The sequence below is a fragment of the Streptomyces sp. 1331.2 genome (assembly GCF_900199205.1).
Taxonomy (GTDB): Bacteria; Actinomycetota; Actinomycetes; order Streptomycetales; family Streptomycetaceae; genus Kitasatospora.
In genome coordinates this window covers 6,944,654-6,959,816 of sequence record NZ_OBMJ01000001.1, presented here as the reverse complement: position 1 = coordinate 6,959,816, position 15,163 = coordinate 6,944,654, and the positions used below count along the sequence as shown (strand labels likewise).

Annotated in this window: 14 protein-coding genes; 5 read left to right on the top strand and 9 right to left on the bottom strand. The window is 76.1% G+C overall.

The window, feature by feature from the left end; all coding sequences use genetic code 11:
• Position 1: 1 nt before the first annotated feature.
• The 3 genes from CRP52_RS30160 to CRP52_RS30150 are packed head-to-tail and all read left to right on the top strand — an operon-like array spanning position 2 to position 2,912.
• Positions 2-163: a hypothetical protein gene (locus CRP52_RS30160; protein ID WP_257033173.1), complete on the top strand. Its 162-nt coding sequence runs from the start codon at positions 2-4 to the stop codon at positions 161-163.
• Positions 160-2,430: a heavy metal translocating P-type ATPase gene (locus CRP52_RS30155; RefSeq protein WP_097239271.1), complete on the top strand. Its 2,271-nt coding sequence runs from the start codon at positions 160-162 to the stop codon at positions 2,428-2,430. The genes CRP52_RS30160 and CRP52_RS30155 overlap by 4 nt, the downstream gene beginning before the upstream one ends.
• A complete protein-coding gene (locus CRP52_RS30150; RefSeq protein ID WP_097239270.1) occupies positions 2,427-2,912 on the top strand; it encodes a copper chaperone PCu(A)C in 486 nt (161 codons plus the stop codon). Before CRP52_RS30155 ends, CRP52_RS30150 begins: the two co-directional genes overlap by 4 nt.
• 90 nt (positions 2,913-3,002) lie before the next feature.
• Here CRP52_RS30150 and CRP52_RS30145 read toward each other — a convergent pair whose 3' ends face one another.
• Both CRP52_RS30145 and CRP52_RS30140 read right to left on the bottom strand, forming a co-directional pair.
• A complete protein-coding gene (locus CRP52_RS30145; RefSeq protein WP_097239269.1) occupies positions 3,003-3,749 on the bottom strand; it encodes a metallophosphoesterase family protein in 747 nt (248 codons plus the stop codon).
• A gap of 148 nt (positions 3,750-3,897) precedes the next feature.
• Positions 3,898-4,782, bottom strand: a complete 885-nt coding sequence (locus tag CRP52_RS30140; RefSeq protein ID WP_257032925.1) for a universal stress protein — start codon at positions 4,780-4,782, stop codon at positions 3,898-3,900.
• 360 nt (positions 4,783-5,142) lie between these two features.
• Between CRP52_RS30140 and CRP52_RS30135 the strand changes: the two genes are divergently transcribed.
• Positions 5,143-6,810 carry a sensor histidine kinase gene (locus CRP52_RS30135; RefSeq protein ID WP_097240452.1) on the top strand — a complete coding sequence of 556 codons (1,668 nt, stop codon included), beginning with the start codon at positions 5,143-5,145 and terminating at the stop codon, positions 6,808-6,810.
• A gap of 120 nt (positions 6,811-6,930) precedes the next feature.
• Here CRP52_RS30135 and CRP52_RS30130 read toward each other — a convergent pair whose 3' ends face one another.
• The 7 genes from CRP52_RS30130 to CRP52_RS30100 all read right to left on the bottom strand — a co-directional run bounded on the left by CRP52_RS30130 (position 6,931) and on the right by CRP52_RS30100 (position 13,579).
• Positions 6,931-7,620 (bottom strand): response regulator, encoded by a 690-nt coding sequence (locus tag CRP52_RS30130; protein ID WP_097239268.1) that lies wholly within the window; start codon positions 7,618-7,620, stop codon positions 6,931-6,933.
• A gap of 180 nt (positions 7,621-7,800) precedes the next feature.
• Complete coding sequence (locus tag CRP52_RS30125; protein ID WP_306458898.1) at positions 7,801-8,673, bottom strand: Vgb family protein; 873 nt, start codon at positions 8,671-8,673, stop codon at positions 7,801-7,803.
• Between the two features lie 77 nt (positions 8,674-8,750).
• Complete coding sequence (locus tag CRP52_RS30120) at positions 8,751-9,833, bottom strand: AI-2E family transporter (RefSeq protein ID WP_257032924.1); 1,083 nt, start codon at positions 9,831-9,833, stop codon at positions 8,751-8,753.
• 139 nt (positions 9,834-9,972) lie between these two features.
• Complete coding sequence (locus CRP52_RS30115; protein ID WP_097239266.1) at positions 9,973-11,064, bottom strand: winged helix DNA-binding domain-containing protein; 1,092 nt, start codon at positions 11,062-11,064, stop codon at positions 9,973-9,975.
• The gene (locus CRP52_RS30110) at positions 11,061-11,771 is read right to left on the bottom strand and encodes a glycerophosphodiester phosphodiesterase (RefSeq protein WP_097239265.1); all 711 of its coding nucleotides are present in this window, start codon (positions 11,769-11,771) and stop codon (positions 11,061-11,063) included. The genes CRP52_RS30115 and CRP52_RS30110 overlap by 4 nt, the downstream gene beginning before the upstream one ends.
• 95 nt (positions 11,772-11,866) lie before the next feature.
• On the bottom strand, positions 11,867-12,283 hold the full coding sequence (locus CRP52_RS30105; RefSeq protein WP_179852968.1) for a TOBE domain-containing protein: 417 nt from the start codon (positions 12,281-12,283) through the stop codon (positions 11,867-11,869).
• A 111-nt stretch (positions 12,284-12,394) separates the two neighbouring features.
• A complete protein-coding gene (locus CRP52_RS30100; protein ID WP_097239264.1) occupies positions 12,395-13,579 on the bottom strand; it encodes an ROK family transcriptional regulator in 1,185 nt (394 codons plus the stop codon).
• A 187-nt stretch (positions 13,580-13,766) separates the two neighbouring features.
• Here CRP52_RS30100 and CRP52_RS30095 point away from each other — a divergent pair, with 187 nt between their 5' ends.
• Complete coding sequence (locus tag CRP52_RS30095) at positions 13,767-15,110, top strand: MFS transporter (RefSeq protein WP_097239263.1); 1,344 nt, start codon at positions 13,767-13,769, stop codon at positions 15,108-15,110.
• Positions 15,111-15,163: the final 53 nt, after the last annotated feature.

Below are 15,163 nucleotides of genomic sequence, written 5' to 3'. Positions count from 1 at the left end.
GTTGAGTGTGCTGGCGGGGTTCGCCCTGCTGCTGGTGGTGGTGTTCGTGGTCGCCTACGGGGTGGGCCGGCAGGCGGGGCCGGTGGCGCCCGGGCTGCGGCCGGGCACCGGGGGCGCGGAGTCGCCGGGGATGGGCGGGCACGACATGGGCGGGATGCGATGAGCGCGGTCGCGGGGCCCGGTGCCGACGCCGGCGCCCTGGTGTCCACCGATCTGGCGGTCGGCGGGATGACCTGCGCGGCGTGCGTGGGCCGGGTCGAGAAGCGGCTGGCCCGGATCGACGGGGTGACGGCCGGGGTGAACCTGGCCACCGGCCGGGCCCGGGTGCTGCACCCGGGCGAGGTGCCGGTCGCCGAGCTCGTGGCCGCGGTCGAGCGGGCGGGCTACACCGCCGAGCCGGTGGCCGCCGGGGCACCGGTCGGTCCGGGCGAGGAGGAGGGGCCGGACGAGCGGTGGCGGCTGCTGGTGACCGCCCTGCCGGCCGTGCCGGTGCTGCTCCTGTCCATGGTGCCCGCCCTGCAGTTCACCGCCTGGCAGTGGGTCTGCTTCGCGCTGGCCGTCCCGGTGGTGACCTGGGGGTCGGCTGCCTTCCACCGCCGGGCATGGCAGGGCCTGCGGCACGCGGCGGCGACCATGGACACCCTGGTCAGCCTGGGCGTGGTGGCCTCCTTCGGCTGGTCGGCGTACGCGCTGGTGTTCGGCGGGGCCGGGGATCCGGGCATGCGGATGCCGTTCTCGCTGACGGCCGACGGCGGCGGCGCGGCGCACGTGTACCTGGAGGCGGCCGTCGGGGTGCCGCTGTTCGTGCTCGCCGGGCGGCTGCTGGAGGGCCGGGTGCGCCGGCGCAGCGGTTCGGCGCTGCGGGCGCTGGCCGAGCTGGGCGCCAAGCAGGTGTGCCTGCGCGGGGCGGACGGCGAGGAGCGTCTGGTGTCGATCGAACTGCTGCTGCCCGGGCAGGAGTTCGTGGTGCGGCCGGGCGAACGGGTGGCCACCGACGGGGTGGTGGTGGAGGGCGGTTCGGCGCTCGACCTGAGTCTGCTGACCGGGGAGAGCGTGCCGGTCGAGGTCGGCCCCGGGGACGTCGTGGCGGGTGCCACGGTGAACGTCGGCGGCGCGCTGGTGGTCCGGGCCACGGCCGTCGGCGCGGACACCCAACTGGCCCGGATCACCGCCCTGGTGGCGGAGGCCCAGGCCGGCAAGGCGCGGGCGCAGCGGCTCGCGGACGCGGTGGCCGGGGTGTTCGTACCCTGCGTGCTCGCGGTCGCGGCCGCCGTGCTCGGCTTCTGGCTGGGCGCGGACGCGGCCCCGCAGGCGGCGGTCACGGCCGCCGTCGCGGTGCTGGTGGTGGCCTGCCCGTGCGCGCTCGGGCTGGCCACGCCGACGGCGCTGCTGGCCGCGACCGGGCGGGGCGCCGAGCTGGGCGTGCTGGTGCGCGGCCCGGAGGTGCTGGAGAGCCTGCGCCGGGTGGACACCGTGGTGATGGACAAGACCGGCACGCTGACCACCGGTCGGATGGCACTGGCGGCGGTGACGGCGGCCGACGGCTTCGCGGCGGACGAGGCGCTGCGGCTCGCCGGGGCGGTCGAGCACCGCTCCGAGCACCCGATCGGCCGGGCGGTCGCGGTGGCGGCCCGGGAGCGCTGCGGGGCCCTGTCGGCCGTGGACGGCTTCGCGGCGGTCGCCGGGTTCGGGGTGTCCGGGACGGTCGAGGGCCGGGCCGTCCGGGTGGTCCGGCCGGACGGGGCCGAGCTGCCCCCGGCGCTGGCCGGGGCGGTGGCGCAGGCGGGTGAGGCGGGCCGTACCGCCGTCGTGGTCGAGCTGGACGGGCGGGCGGCGGCCGTGCTGGCGGTCGGCGACACGCTGCGCTCGGGCAGTTGGCGGGCGGTGCACCGGCTGCGCGGGCTGGGCCTGGAGACCGTGCTGCTGACCGGGGACGGCCCCGGCGCGGCCCGGGCGGTGGCGGCCGAACTCGGCATCGGGCAGGTGCACGCCTCGGCCTCGCCCGAGCGCAAGGCCGAGGTGGTGGCCGAACTGCGGGCCGCCGGACGGACCGTGGCGGTGGTCGGCGACGGGGTCAACGACGCGGTCGCCCTCGCCTCGGCGGACCTCGGGGTGGCGCTGGCCTCGGGCAGCGACGCGGCGATCGGCGCGGCCGGGCTGACCCTGGTGCGCGGTGACATCGAGGCGGTGGTGGACGCCGTGCGGCTGGCCCGGCAGACCCTCGGGACGATCCGGGCCAACCTGCTGTGGGCCTTCGGGTACAACCTGGTGCTGATCCCGCTGGCGGCGGTCGGGCTGCTCAACCCGATGCTGGCGGCGGTGGCGATGTCGCTCAGTTCGCTGCTCGTGGTCGGCAACAGCCTGCGGCTGCGCACCTGGGAGCCGGGGCGCGGGGGATCCCCGGTGCGCGGGAAGGGGGTCCGGCGATGAGCGGGCTGGAACGGCTGAAGGTGGTCGGCCCGCCGGTCGGCGCGGCGGCGCTGGCGCTGGTGCTGCTCACCGGGTGGACGGCGTTCGGCGGGGCCGGCCGCTCCCGCCCGGTGGAGGCCGGGCCGGGCTGGGTGCTGCTGCCGACGGCGGGCGCGGCCTCGGCCACCGCGGCCTTCTTCACGGTCCGCAACCCCGGCGACATACCGGACGAACTGACCGGCGCCAGCTGGGAGTTCGGCGGGCACATCAGCCCCAAGCGGCACCTGCACCAGGGCGCGGCGGGCAGCTGGGAGCCGGTGGCCGCACTGCCCGTACCGGGCCGTGGCGAGCTGGTGATGTCCCCGGAGGACGCGGACCTGATGATCCCCGCCCCGCCGCCGCTGCGGGCCGGCCAGTGGGTGGAGTTCACCCTCACCTTCCGCCACAGCCCGCAACTGCGGCTCAGGGCGCAGGTGTTGGCCCCGGCCGACCGGCCGCGCTGAACCCGTGCGGGGCCGACCCGCAGAACGGCGTGACCCGGCCCCTCGGCCGGGTCACGCAGGCGGCTCGATGCATCCGACGGCTGCGGGATCTCACCCGGTCAGCCGGCCAAGGATCTCGCGGGCCTCGCCCTCCGTGCACCGGGCGTTCAGGCAGTAGTCGGCCCACTCCGCCGCCTGCTCGAAGGAGGAGTCCACGGCGATGCGGGCCGTGGCGGCGGGGACGTCCAGGAGGGTGCGGCGCAGCTGGACGTCCGGGCCGAGCAGGGCCCAGTGGGCGCCCGGTCTGCCGTACGGCATGCCGATGCTGCCGGGGTTCACGACGAGACGGCCGGCCGCGAGGCGGGTGAAGGGCATGTGCGTGTGCCCGCAGACCACCGTGGTGACGTCGGGGTCGACGCCGGCGAACGCCTGCGCCCACCGTTCGGGGGGACTGTCGACCAGGAGGACCTCCTCGTCGTCGCGCGGGGTGGCGTGGCAGAACAGCACCGTGCCGAGCCCCTCGACCGGGAGGGTGACCGAGGTCGGCAGCCGTTCGAGGAGGTCGACCTGGTCCTCGCGCAGGCCGCGTGCGGCCGAGGGGCCGATCGGATCGGGGATGGAGTCCCGCAACCCCTGCCGGTACTCGACCAGTTCACGGTCGGCGTTGCCCCGGATCCAGACCGCCCGGTCGCCGAGGCCTGTCAGCAGGTCCAACACCGCGGCGGGCTGCGGTCCGCACGCGATGTCGCCCGTGAGGACGATGAGGTCCGCAGCTCGGACATCGGGTTCCGCGAGGACCGCCTCGACGGCCGGCAGCACACCGTGGATGTCGGAGAGGACTGCTACGCGCTTCACCATGACGTCGAGTATCCCGTGGTGCACCGACGTGGCGGGTCGGCATGACAGGGATCGGGTGGGGTCGGGGTCCTGACCGCTTCCGAGGATGCGTGCCGCGCCCGGCGGGCGGCAGGGCCGCATGCCGGGGGGCGCAGGACCGTTGGTCACCTCACGGGTGCGGGACGACGGCGACCGGCGCCTCGGCGTGGTGCAGCACGGCGTGCGCGACCCGGCCGAGGCGGGGGCCGAGGTCGAGCGAGCGGTGGCGCCGGCCGACCACGACCAGTGAGGCCCCCGCCGAGGCCTCGACCAGCGCGCGGGCCGCGCCCAGCCGGACGTCCTCCACCACCGCGACCTGCGGGTGCCGCTCGCGCGGCCCGGCCAGGGCGAGCGAGAGCAGCTTCGCCTCCAGGGCCTCCGACTGCTCGACCTCGGCCGCCGGGACGGCGCCGCCCGCGTAGCCGAACAGCGGCGGCAGCTCCCAGCCGTGCACCGCCCGCACCCGGGCACCGCGCAGCGCGGCCTCACGGAAGGCGAAGGCCAGCACCTCCTCCTCCGGGGCGTGGGCGTCGACCCCGACCACCACCTCGCCCGCACCGCCCGCGCCGTCCGCCGCTTCGACGGCCTCCCGGACCACGATCACCGGCACGCCGCTGCGCCCGGCCACGGACATGCTGACCGAGCCGAGCAGCAGCCCGGTGAAGCCGCCCCGCCCGCGCGAGCCGAGCACCAGCAGCTCGGCGTCCGCGGCGGCGGCCACCAGGCCGTCGATCGGGGAGTCGAGCACCGCGTCGGTCTGCACGGCCAGCTCGGGGTGGCGCGCGCGGACGGCCTCGGCCGCCTCGGCCAGGGTCCGTTGGGCGGCCTCGGGCAGGTCGTCCGGCTCCGCGTAGGAGGACACGCCGTCGGTCAGCCACGGCCACGCGTGCACCAGGCGCAGCGACGCGCCACGGCGCACCGCCTCCGCTGCCGCCCACCGGGCGGCGGCGGTGCTCTGCGGTGATCCGTCCACTCCGGCCAGCACGGTCGACCTCAGCTCGCTCCGCTCGCTCATCGCGTTCCTCCACGGTCCGGCAGTCAGGCAGTTCGGCTTTTCGGCTGTTCGGCGGCGGGACGCACTGACGCCCCGTCCGCTCCTCCCCCACCCTGGCAGTCCCGACCGGCCCGGCGACAGGGGCCGCAGGGCCCTCGGCCACGGGACGAAAGGCCCGTCGGGGGAGCCTACGGCCGACCCCGCCGTGCACCCGGCCGACACGTGGGCACTACCGTTCACAGGGCGATCCCGCTGGTCGGACGGCTCCTTGGCCGGACCGCGCCGGCGGTCGGGTCCGGTCGGGGCAGGCCGGTCGGGCAGGTCACGAGGAGGACAGCGGTGGGCGGAGCGGACGGCAGCGCGGCGGGCGGCGGCGCGCGGATGCCCCGGCTGCGCCTGGACGAGCTGTTGGAGGAGCTCCAGTGGCGGATCGACGCGGCGCGCGGCACGCAGAACCGGGTGCACCACCTGCTGGAGGCGGTGCTCGCGGTCGGCCGCGAGCTGGACCTCGCCCAGGCGCTGCACCGGATCGTCGAGGCGGCGGTCGACCTGGTGGACGCCCGTTACGGCGCGCTGGGGGTGATCGGGCCGGACGGGCATTCGCTGTCGCAGTTCCTGACGGTGGGTCTGTCCGCCGAGGAGATCGCCGGGATCGGGCCGCCGCCCGCCGGCCGGGGCATCCTGGGCGAACTGATCCGTGAGCCGAAGCCGCTGCGCTGCCCAGTGTTGTCGGACCACCCGGCCTCGGCGGGCTTCCCGCCGAACCACCCGCCGATGCACACCTTCCTGGGGGTGCCGGTGCGGGTGCACGGCGAGGTGTTCGGCAACCTCTACCTGACCGACAAGCGCGGCGGGCTGGACTTCGACGAGGACGACGAGGCGGTGATCGCCACCCTGGCGGTCGCGGCCGGGGTGGCGATCGACAACGCCCGGCTGTACGAGGAGGCGCAGCTGCGCCAGCGCTGGCTGCGGGCGAGCACCGAGATCACCCGCAGTCTGCTGTCGGGCGCGCCGCGCCTGGAGGTGGTGGAGCTGATCGCCCGGCGGGCCCGGGAGATCGCGGGCGCCGAGCTGGCGGACGTGTCGGTGGCGCTGGCCGGCCCGGAGGAGCGGGCCGAGGAGCTGGCCGTCGAGGTCGCGCTGGGCGGCACCCCGTCCGCGCGGCTGGGGGTGACGGTGCCGGTGGACGGCACGCTGTCCGGCGCGGCGTACGCCTCCGGTTCGCCGGTCACCAGCGAGGAGCTGGCCTGCGACGCCCGGTTCCCGGCCGGCCCGGCGGGCCGCTTCGACGGGCTGGGCGCGGCGGTGGCCGTGCCGCTGGGGACCGGCACCGGGTACGGGCGGGGCGTCCTGCTGCTGGCCCGGGCGCAGGGGCAGCCGGCCTTCGGCCCGGAGGAGACCGGCCCGCTGCTGGGCTTCGCCGACCAGGCCGCGCTCGCCCTGGAATTGGCCGAACGGCGGCGTGATGCCGAGCAGTTGACCCTGCTGGAGGACCGCGACCGGATCGCCCGCGATCTGCACGACCTGGCGATCCAGCGGCTGTTCGCGACCGGCATGACGCTGCAGAGCGCGGGTCGGCTGATCGAGAGCCCGGCCGCCGCGGACCGGGTGGCCCGGGCGGTCGCGGACCTGGACGAGACCATCAAGATCATCCGCTCGACCATCTTCGGCCTGCGCGCCCGCGCCACCCGGGCCGTCACCGAGGCGCAGGGCCTGCTCGGCTTCGCACCCCGGCTGAGCATGGAGGGCCTGCTGGACACCGACGTGCCGCAGGAACTCGCCGCGCACGTGGTGGCCGTCCTGGCCGAAGCCCTCAGCAACGCCGCCCGGCACGCCCGCGCCTCCCGGGTCGAGGTGACGCTGCGCGCCCTAGCCGGGCGGGTGGCGCTGACCGTCACGGACGACGGCGTGGGCGTGCCCGAGAGCGGGCGCCGCAGCGGGCTACGCAACCTCGCCGAACGCGCCGACCAGGTCGGCGGCGCCTTCACCGTGACCCCGGCCGACGGCGGCGGCACCCGGCTGACCTGGGAGGCCCCGGTCGGCTCCTGAGCGGCCACCGTACGCGGGGAACTCCGCCGCGCCACGACACCGTACGGCCGGACCACCGACCGCCCCTGGCGTCGAGCGTGAGGACGGCCGGTGTCCTGGTCAGCCCGAGTCGGCCGCAGGTCAGACACGCCCTGACGCCCGGCGCAGCTCGGTGGCGATCAGGGCGGCCTGGACCCGCCGCTCGACGCCGAGCTTGGCGAGCAGCCGCGACACGTGGTTCTTCACCGTCTTCTCGGCGAGGTAGAGGCGCTCGCCGATCTGCCGGTTGGTCAGGCCCTCGCCGATCAGGGCCAGCACCTCCTGCTCGCGCGTGGTCAGTGCGGGCCCGGTGGTGACCGGCCGGGCGGGTTCGGCGTCGCTGCGCAGCCGGTCGAGCAGGCGGGTGGCCGCGGCAGGATCGAGCATGGAGCGGCCGGAGGCGACGGTGCGGACGGCGGCGACCAGGTCGGTGCCGCTGATCTGCTTGAGCACGTACCCGGCGGCGCCCGCCATCACGGCGTCCAGCAGCGCCTCCTCGTCGTCGAAGGAGGTGAGCATCAGGCAGGCCAACCCGGGCATCTGCGAGCGCAGTTCACGGCAGACGGTGACGCCGTCGCCGTCGCCCAGCCGGACGTCCAGCACGGCGACGTCGGGCCGCAGCGCGGGCACCCGGACGAGCGCCTGCTCGGCGGTCGCCGCCTCGCCGACCACCTCCAGGTCCGGTTCGCCGTCCAGCAGGTCGTGCACCCCGCGGCGGACCACCTCGTGGTCGTCCAGCAGGAAGACCCGGACCGGTGCCGGGGCCCCGGCACCCTCCGTCTTGGTCGCCATCGTGCGGCTCCACCTTCGTCACCCCCGCGCACTCCCGGCGGGGCCCCAGGGCATCATCGCCCACCGGACGGCCGGGCCCCAGGGCCGAACGGCCCCATTGCGCCCGCTCACTTCCCCGCCCGACAGCAGGATCGCGACCGCGCCGAGCGCGACCCGTCAGCCCCTCAGCCCCTCAGCCCCTCAGCCCCTCAGCCGGGCGATCTGCCCACGCTCCAGCGCCACGTACACGCTGCCGTCCGGAGTGACGGCGATGCCGTGCGGCTCGGCGCCCTCGCCCGGGAGCGGGTGGCCGTCGAGCCGCCCGTCCGGGGTGAGCACCCCGATCCGGCCGGCGCCCCACTCGGTGAACCAGAGCCGGCCGTCCGGCCCCGCCGTGATCGCGTGCGGCCTGGCCGCCCGGTCGGCCAGCGGGTACTCCGTCACCTCGCCGTCCACGGTGATCCGCCCGACCAGCCCGCCGCCGATGCCGACGTACCAGAGCGCCCCGTCCGCCCCGGCGGTGATCCCGACCGGCGCAGTGCCCCCGGTGGGCAGGCGGTGGACGGTCACCTCGCCCTGGAGGCTGATCCGCGCGATCGCGTCCGCCTGGTTGAGCGCGAACCAGAGCGCCCCGTCCGGCCCGGCGGTGATGTGCCCCGGGAAGGCCCCGGCCAGCGGGATCGGGTACTCCGTCACCTCCCCGTCCACGGTGATCCGCCCGACCCGGCCGGCGTTCACCTCGGTGAACCAGAGCGCGCCGTCCGGCCCGGCGGTGATCCCGCACGGCCCGCAGTCCACCGCCGACAGCGCGTACGAGGACGCCTCGCCGTCCACCGTGATCCGCCCGATCCGACCGGAGTTCATCTCGGCGAACCAGAGCGCCCCGTCCGGCCCGGCGGTGATCACCGACGGTCCGCACCTGGTCGACCGGAGGCCGAAGCGCTCGACCGTCCCGTCCGCTGCCAGCCGCCCGATCTCCCCGGCGTGGATGAGGGTGAACCACACACCGCCGTCGGGCCCCACGGCCACCCCGTACGGCCCCGCGCCCGCCTCGGACACCTCGAACAGTTCCACCCGCACCCCTCCAGAGCTATCGCGACTTCCGTCGCATTAGTGATGCTCCCATGCCGGCCGCACCGAGGGCAACCGCCTTACCCGCGCGCGCCCGCCCGCCCCCGCAGCACCGAGACCACGCCCATGCCCGCCGCGCAGACCGGGACGGCCAGCAGGGCGCCGATCATGCCGGCGATGCCGGAGCCCGCGACCACCGCGACCATGACGGTGGCCGGGTGCAGCTCGACCGTGCGGCTCTGGATGACCGGCTGCAGGACGTTCCCCTCGATCATCTGCACCGTGAGCACCACCCCGAGCACCCACAGGGCGGTGCCGAGCCCGCCGTCGGCCAGCGCCACCAGCACCGCCGCCGTGCCGGACAGGAAGGCCCCGACGAACGGGATGTACGCCCCCATGAAGACCAGCGCACCCAGCCCCGGGGCGCCGGGGACACCCAGCGCGACCAGGCCGATGGTGATGAAGCCCGCGTCGATCAGGGCGATCAGGGTGGTGCCGCGCATGAAGCCGGCCATCGCCTCGAAGGCGCGCTCGGCGCAGGCGATGACGGTCTCGGCGCTGCGGCCGGGCAGGTAGGAGCGGATGGCGTCGCCGGTGCGGTGGCCGTCCCGGAGGAAGAAGAACACCAGGGCGAGGGCCAGCACCCCGCCGGTGACCAGCTGGGTGAGCAGGCCGAGCCCGGACAGCACGCCGTTCGTCAGGGTGGAGACCAGCGAGTTGGTCTCGCCCTTGGCGTTGTCCAGGCCGTGCCGGATCTTCGCCCCGACCGGCCCCAGCCACGCGGACAGCCGCTGACCGGACTCCTGGAGCGAGGTGGCGATCTGCGGGGCGCTGTGCACCAGGGAGTTGACCAGCAGGGCGATCACCCCGCCGACCGCGACCACCAGCACCGCGCAGGTCAGCCCGGCCGCCAGGCTGCGGCTCACGCCCCGCCGCACCAGCCAGGGCACCACCGGGTACAGCAGCGAGGCGCCGAGCAGTGCGAGGACCAGCGGCACCGTCGCCGCCCGCAACTCGACCAGCGCGAAGACCACCAGCGAGGCGACGGCGATCAGCACGATCACCGCCGCCGACCAGGCGGCCGCCTGGCGCAGTGCGGGCGGCAGCATCAGGTACGGCCTGCGCTGGTCGGGCTGTCCACCGGGCGGGCGCTCCACCGACACGGTCACCTCCGCCGGGGGTCGTCTGGTCCGAACCGACCCAGCTCAGCAGAGCGCTCCGCGACGCGCCCGTCGAGCCACCGCCAAGCACCCGAACGGCCTACTGCACCTGCCCGGCCTGCTTCGCCTGCTTGACGGCGGCCTACTCGCCGGCCTCGATCCGTACGGTCCCGCCGCCGCCCGCGAAGGCCCGCACCCGCTCCGCCTCGGCCTCCGCCGCCTGCCGGTCGGCCCGCCGCAGCGGCGCGAACGGCCGGACCAGGACGTCCTGCTCCCCCGTCAGCTGCCAGGAGCCGGCGACCAGCCCGTCCACCAGCAGCGTCCCGAGCACGATCCCGTTCTGGGTCATGACCCGCCCCCGGTACTCCTCGGGCAGCACCCGGGTGCGGTCCGCGTGCGAGAGCAGCAGGTTGTCGAACGGCGCGACCAGCCGCACCGGCGCCGGGGTGGCCTCGTCCGGACGGGGTGCCTCCGGCAGGTCGTACAGCAGCCGGCCCTGCTCGTCACGGAAGGTCAGCAGCTGTGGCGCGAGCCGCCCGACCACCGGAGCGAGCCGGCTGAGCCCGCACCATTTCTGCAGGTCGGCGACGGTGGCCGGCCCGAAGGCGGCGAGGTAGCGCAGGACGAGGTCGTCCGGCGAGGGCGCCGGGTCGAGCGGGCGGCCGAGCCAGGCCTCGGCGGTGGTGTGCGCGGCCGGACCGCCGCGCCCCCACAGTCCGCGCGGCGGCACCTGCACCAGCGGCAGGAGGCAGCGGGCGGCCTGGGCGAGCGCGGCCGGGTCCCGTTCCGGGCGGGTCGCCGCGAGCAGCGCGCCGAGCTGCTGGAAGCTGCGCGGCTCCGCCTCGACCAGGGCGCGGGCCTCGGTGGCCAGCGCGTCGAGGTCGAGCCCGGCGAGCCGCTTGCCGTAGGTGGTGCGCAGCGCCTGGTCGAGTACGGGCTGGAGCAGCGGGCGCAGCGTCAGGCAGTCCTCGGCGGTGACGAGGTGGATGGTGCCGCGCTGGAGGGCGATCCGGACCGCCGCCCGCTGCTCGATGAGGGTGCTCAGCCGGTCGGGGGTGAAACCGTCGAGGCGGGCGAGCAGCCCGAGGTAGGGCGGCTGGGGTGCGGCCTGGGCCTGGAGTCCGCCGAGGTGGTGGATCAGTGCGGCGGGTGCCAGGCGGGTACGGGCGAGCAGGTGCTGGCGGGCCAGCAGGGCCCGTCCGAGCGCCCGCCCTCCCAGCACGGGCTCGGTCACCGGCGGCCGTCCAGCACCGAGCGCAGGACGCCGATCCGGTTGGTGGTGATGGAGGCGACGCCGGTGTCCCGCAGCCGGCGCATGGTGCGGCGCAGGTCGGCGGTCCAGGTGGAGACCGCGAGCCCGGCGTCCGCGGCGGCCGCAGCGAACTCGGGGGTGACGAGCCCGAAGGGCGGGTTGAGGTAGCGCGGGCGCAGGTCGTCCAGCAGGGCGCGGACGGGCAGCCTGGGCTGCTTCCAGGTGAGGGCGATCTCGGCGTCGGGGGTCAGCTCGCGTACGGCGAGCATGGCGGTGACCGGGCCGCAGAAGGCGACCTGTGCCTCGGCGCCGAGCCCGGTGACGGCGTCCCAGGTGGCGGCGGCGGGCCCGGGTTCGTCCAGGTCGATCAGCAGCCGGCGGCCTTGGACGGCGGTCACGGCCTTGATCGCCTCGGCGAGGGTGGGGACGGCGAGCGGGCCCTGCCGGAGTTCGTCGAGCTGTTCGGCGGTGACCCGGTCGATGCTGCGCGGGTCTCCCCAGAGCCGTTCCAGGGTGCGGTCGTGCAGCAGGACGGGCACCTGGTCGCGGGTGAGCTGGACGTCCACCTCGACGGCGTCGGCGCCGGCGGCGAGCGCGGACTCGATGGAGGCCAGGGTGTTCTCGCGGTGGCGGTACGGGTCGCCCCGGTGGGCGACGGCCAGTACGCGGGGGCTGCGGTCGGTGCTCATCGGATCGTCCGGGCCTCTCGTTCGGTTCCGGGACTCGTCGGGCCCGGGTCTCGTTCGGTTCCGGGACTGTCGGTTCCGGACTCGTCGGTGGGGCGTCAGCGCCGTTCGATCATCACGTTGGTGGATTTGATGACCGCGGTGGCGGGTGCACCGGGGACCAGGTTCAGCTCCTCCGCGGACTCCCGGCTGATCAGCGACACCACCCGGAACGGCCCGGCCTGGATCTCCACCTGGGCGGCCACGTCGCCGAGCACCACGTGGGTGACGATGCCCGGGAAGCGGTTGCGCGCCGAGGACGGGCGGCCCTCGGCCTCGGCGTTCTCCGGCCGGGCCAGCTCCCGGGCGAAGGCGGCGAGCTCGGCACCGGGGATGATCCGGTGGCCGTGCTCATCCCGCGCCGCGGCGACCCGCCCGGCGTCCACCCAGCGCCGCATGGTGTCGGCACTGACGCCGAGCAGCGCCGCGGCCTCGCCGATGCGGTACGGGTTGGCGGGCGCCTCGGGCCGGTCCATGGGCGACTCCTGACGGTGGTTCGAGGGACTTCGGTCTCGGTGGTGCGCGTCCCCGGCCGCCATCCTGCCGTACCGGGGACGGCGGGGGAAAAGCAGGGAGAACGAAAGCTGCTAGAACTCGCCGAAGAGGTCGCGCCGCACCGCGTCCCCGGCGGTCAGCACCGCCCCGGCGAGGACCGCGCCGCCGCCGGCCGTACCGGCCCGCACCTCGGTGCTCAGCGGGGAGAGCCGGGACAGCCGCCGTTCGACCCGGCCGGCCAGTTCGGCGCCGCCGGCCCGGCCGATCTCGCCGCCGAGCACCACGCAGCCGGGGTCGAGCACCACGCAGACGCCGGCCGCGCCGATGGCGATCCGCTCGGCCAGCTCGTCCAGGAAGCGCCCGCCCGCCTCGCCGGCCTGCGGCGCCGCGCGGACGACGGCCTCGGCGGCGAGGGCGTCGCCGGCCGGGTCGGCGGGCAGCCCGTGGGCACGGGCCAGTGCGCAGATCGCCGCGCTGCCGACCAGGCCGTGGAAGCCGCCCTCGCAGCTGTCGGCGCTGGGCAGGCCGACGGTGCCGGGGACGGGCAGGAAGCAGATCTCGCCGGTGCCGCCGGAGAAGCCGCGGCGCAGCCGCCCGTCCAGGATGACGGCGGCGCCGACGCTGTGGCCGAGCCACATCAGCACGAAGGTGTCGCGGTCGCGGGCGGCGCCGACCCGGTGCTCGGCCCGTCCGGCGAGGTTGACCTCGTTCTCCAGGATCACCTCGGTGCCGGGCAGCCCGCGCAGTTCGGCGAGGAGTTCGGCGTGCCAGGCGGGGAGGTTGCCGGTGCTCTGCAGCCGTCCGGTGGCCGGGTCGACCAGTCCGGGGGCGCCGACCGCGACGGTGTGCAGCCGTTCGACCCCGGCGCCGCGCGCGGTCCGCAGGAGGGTGGCGGTGAGCTCCGCGGCGGTCCCGGGGGCGCCGTCGCCCTCGACCGGGACCTCGGCGGTGGCGAGGGTGCGTCCGGCCAGGTCGGCGACGACCAGGCTGACGCCGCCGGAGCGGACGTCGAAGGCGGCGATGTGCGCGCGGGAGGCGACGAGGGCGTAGAGCCGGGCGTTGGGGCCGCGCCGCTGTTCGCCGCGTTCGCCGACGACGGCCACCAGGCCGGTGCGCTGGAGGCGTTCGAGCAGGTCGGCGACGGTCGGCCGGGACAGGCCGGTGAGGTCGCGCAGCTCGGTCGCGGTCAGGGGGCCCTGTTCGAGCAGGAGGTTGAGCGCCAACCGGTCGTTGATCGCCCGGGCGGTGCTCGGCGTGGCCGTACGCGCGGTGGTCATGGCCGCTCATCCTTCCATTCCGGCCGCCCTGTTTCTATCAGGGTCCCTTCCTGATAGTTTATCGAACCGTCCGGCCGTGCACCCCGGACGAGACCGCGCAGCCCACGGACGGCTGCGCTTGACTGCCAGCAGGGCCATCCACAGGGCACCGTCGCGCCCCGCACCGCGCGACCGGGAGGGAACGCCGATGAACCGGACCACCGCACCACCGCCGGAACCACTGACCGCCCCGCGCCGGGCCCGGGCGAGCATCGCCGTGGTCTTCGCCGTGCACGGCGCCGTCAGCGGCAGCTTCGTCACCCGTATCCCGTGGATCCAGGACCGCCTCGACCTCTCCGCCGGCCAGCTCGGCCTGGCCCTGGTCATGCCCGCCATCGGCTCCTCCCTCGCCATGCCGCTGTCCGGCCGCCTCGTCCACCGCCACGGCGGGCGGGCGGCCGTGCGCGGGCTGATCTCGCTCTGGTGCCTGGCGCTCGCCCTGCCCGCGCTCGCCCCCTCCCTGCCGACCCTCTGCGCGGCACTGCTCGTGTACGGGGCCGCGGCCGGGATGGCGGACGTCGCGATGAACGCGCAGGGCGTGGAGATCGAGGAACGGCTGGGCCGCTCGATCATGTCCGGCCTGCACGGGATGTGGAGCGCCGGCGGCCTGCTCGCCTCCGGCTTCGGCATCCTCGCCGCCCACCTGGACCTCGACGCCCGGCTCCAGCTGGCCGTCACCGCCCTGGTCCTGCTCGCGCTCGCCCAGCCGGTCTGCCGCGGCCTGCCGGACCTGCGGCCGCCGGAGGGCGCGGAGGAGCCGCCGCGCTTCGCCCTGCCGCCGCGCAGTTCGCTGATGATCGGCCTGGTCGGCTTCTGCGCGGTCTTCGCCGAGGGCGCCTCGATGGACTGGAGCGGGGTCTACCTGCGGGACGTCACCGGCTCCTCGGCCACCGTCGCCGCCGCCTCGTACACCGCCTTCGCGCTCACCATGGCGGTCAGCCGCCTCGCCGGGGACGCCGCGGTCCGCCGCCTCGGCGCCGTCCGCACCACTCGGATCGGCGGCGCCGTCGCCACCGCCGGCGGCCTGCTGGTGGTCGCCGCCGACCGCCCGGCGCTCGCCATCCCCGGCTTCGCGCTGATCGGCATCGGCATCGCCGTCATCGTCCCGCTCGCCTTCGCCGCGGCCGGCCGGATCGGCGGCAACGCCAGCCAGGCCATCGCGGGCGTCGCCACCGTCACCTACACCTCCGGCCTGGTCGCCCCCGCGGTCATCGGCACCCTCGCCCAGGCCACCTCGCTGACCGTCTCCTTCGGGCTGGTCACCGCCCTCGCCTTCGCCCTGGTGCTGAGCGCCGGAGCGCTGCGCCTGTCCGAACGGACCTCGACCGGACGGAACTCCGCCGCGCAGAACTCCTCCGAAGGGAAGTCCGCCGGCGGGAACGTGACCGCAGCGGAATTCGGCGAGCTGCCGAACCCGCTCCCCCACCTGCTCGCGCCCACCCCCGAGGGCCGGTTCCGGCACGACAACCCGCAGAACGACCCGTACAGCTGAGCGGACGGGCCGTCCAGACCGTGCAGGGGCGGGCGGCGGGGCGCCCCGGCGCA

What these genes read in the sequence shown, in the direction of transcription:
- CRP52_RS30140 (WP_257032925.1), bottom strand. Translation starts at nt 4,782, where the DNA reads ATGAGCGAGCGGAGCGAGCTGAGGTCGACCGTGCTGGCCGGAGTGGAC.
- CRP52_RS30135 (WP_097240452.1), top strand. Translation starts at nt 5,143, where the DNA reads ATGCCCCGGCTGCGCCTGGACGAGCTGTTGGAGGAGCTCCAGTGGCGG.
- CRP52_RS30130 (WP_097239268.1), bottom strand. Translation starts at nt 7,620, where the DNA reads ATGGCGACCAAGACGGAGGGTGCCGGGGCCCCGGCACCGGTCCGGGTC.
- CRP52_RS30110 (WP_097239265.1), bottom strand. Translation starts at nt 11,771, where the DNA reads ATGAGCACCGACCGCAGCCCCCGCGTACTGGCCGTCGCCCACCGGGGC.
- CRP52_RS30095 (WP_097239263.1), top strand. Translation starts at nt 13,767, where the DNA reads ATGAACCGGACCACCGCACCACCGCCGGAACCACTGACCGCCCCGCGC.
- CRP52_RS30145 (WP_097239269.1), bottom strand. Translation starts at nt 3,749, where the DNA reads ATGGTGAAGCGCGTAGCAGTCCTCTCCGACATCCACGGTGTGCTGCCG.
- CRP52_RS30155 (WP_097239271.1), top strand. Translation starts at nt 160, where the DNA reads ATGAGCGCGGTCGCGGGGCCCGGTGCCGACGCCGGCGCCCTGGTGTCC.
- CRP52_RS30100 (WP_097239264.1), bottom strand. Translation starts at nt 13,579, where the DNA reads ATGACCACCGCGCGTACGGCCACGCCGAGCACCGCCCGGGCGATCAAC.
- CRP52_RS30150 (WP_097239270.1), top strand. Translation starts at nt 2,427, where the DNA reads ATGAGCGGGCTGGAACGGCTGAAGGTGGTCGGCCCGCCGGTCGGCGCG.
- CRP52_RS30105 (WP_179852968.1), bottom strand. Translation starts at nt 12,283, where the DNA reads ATGGACCGGCCCGAGGCGCCCGCCAACCCGTACCGCATCGGCGAGGCC.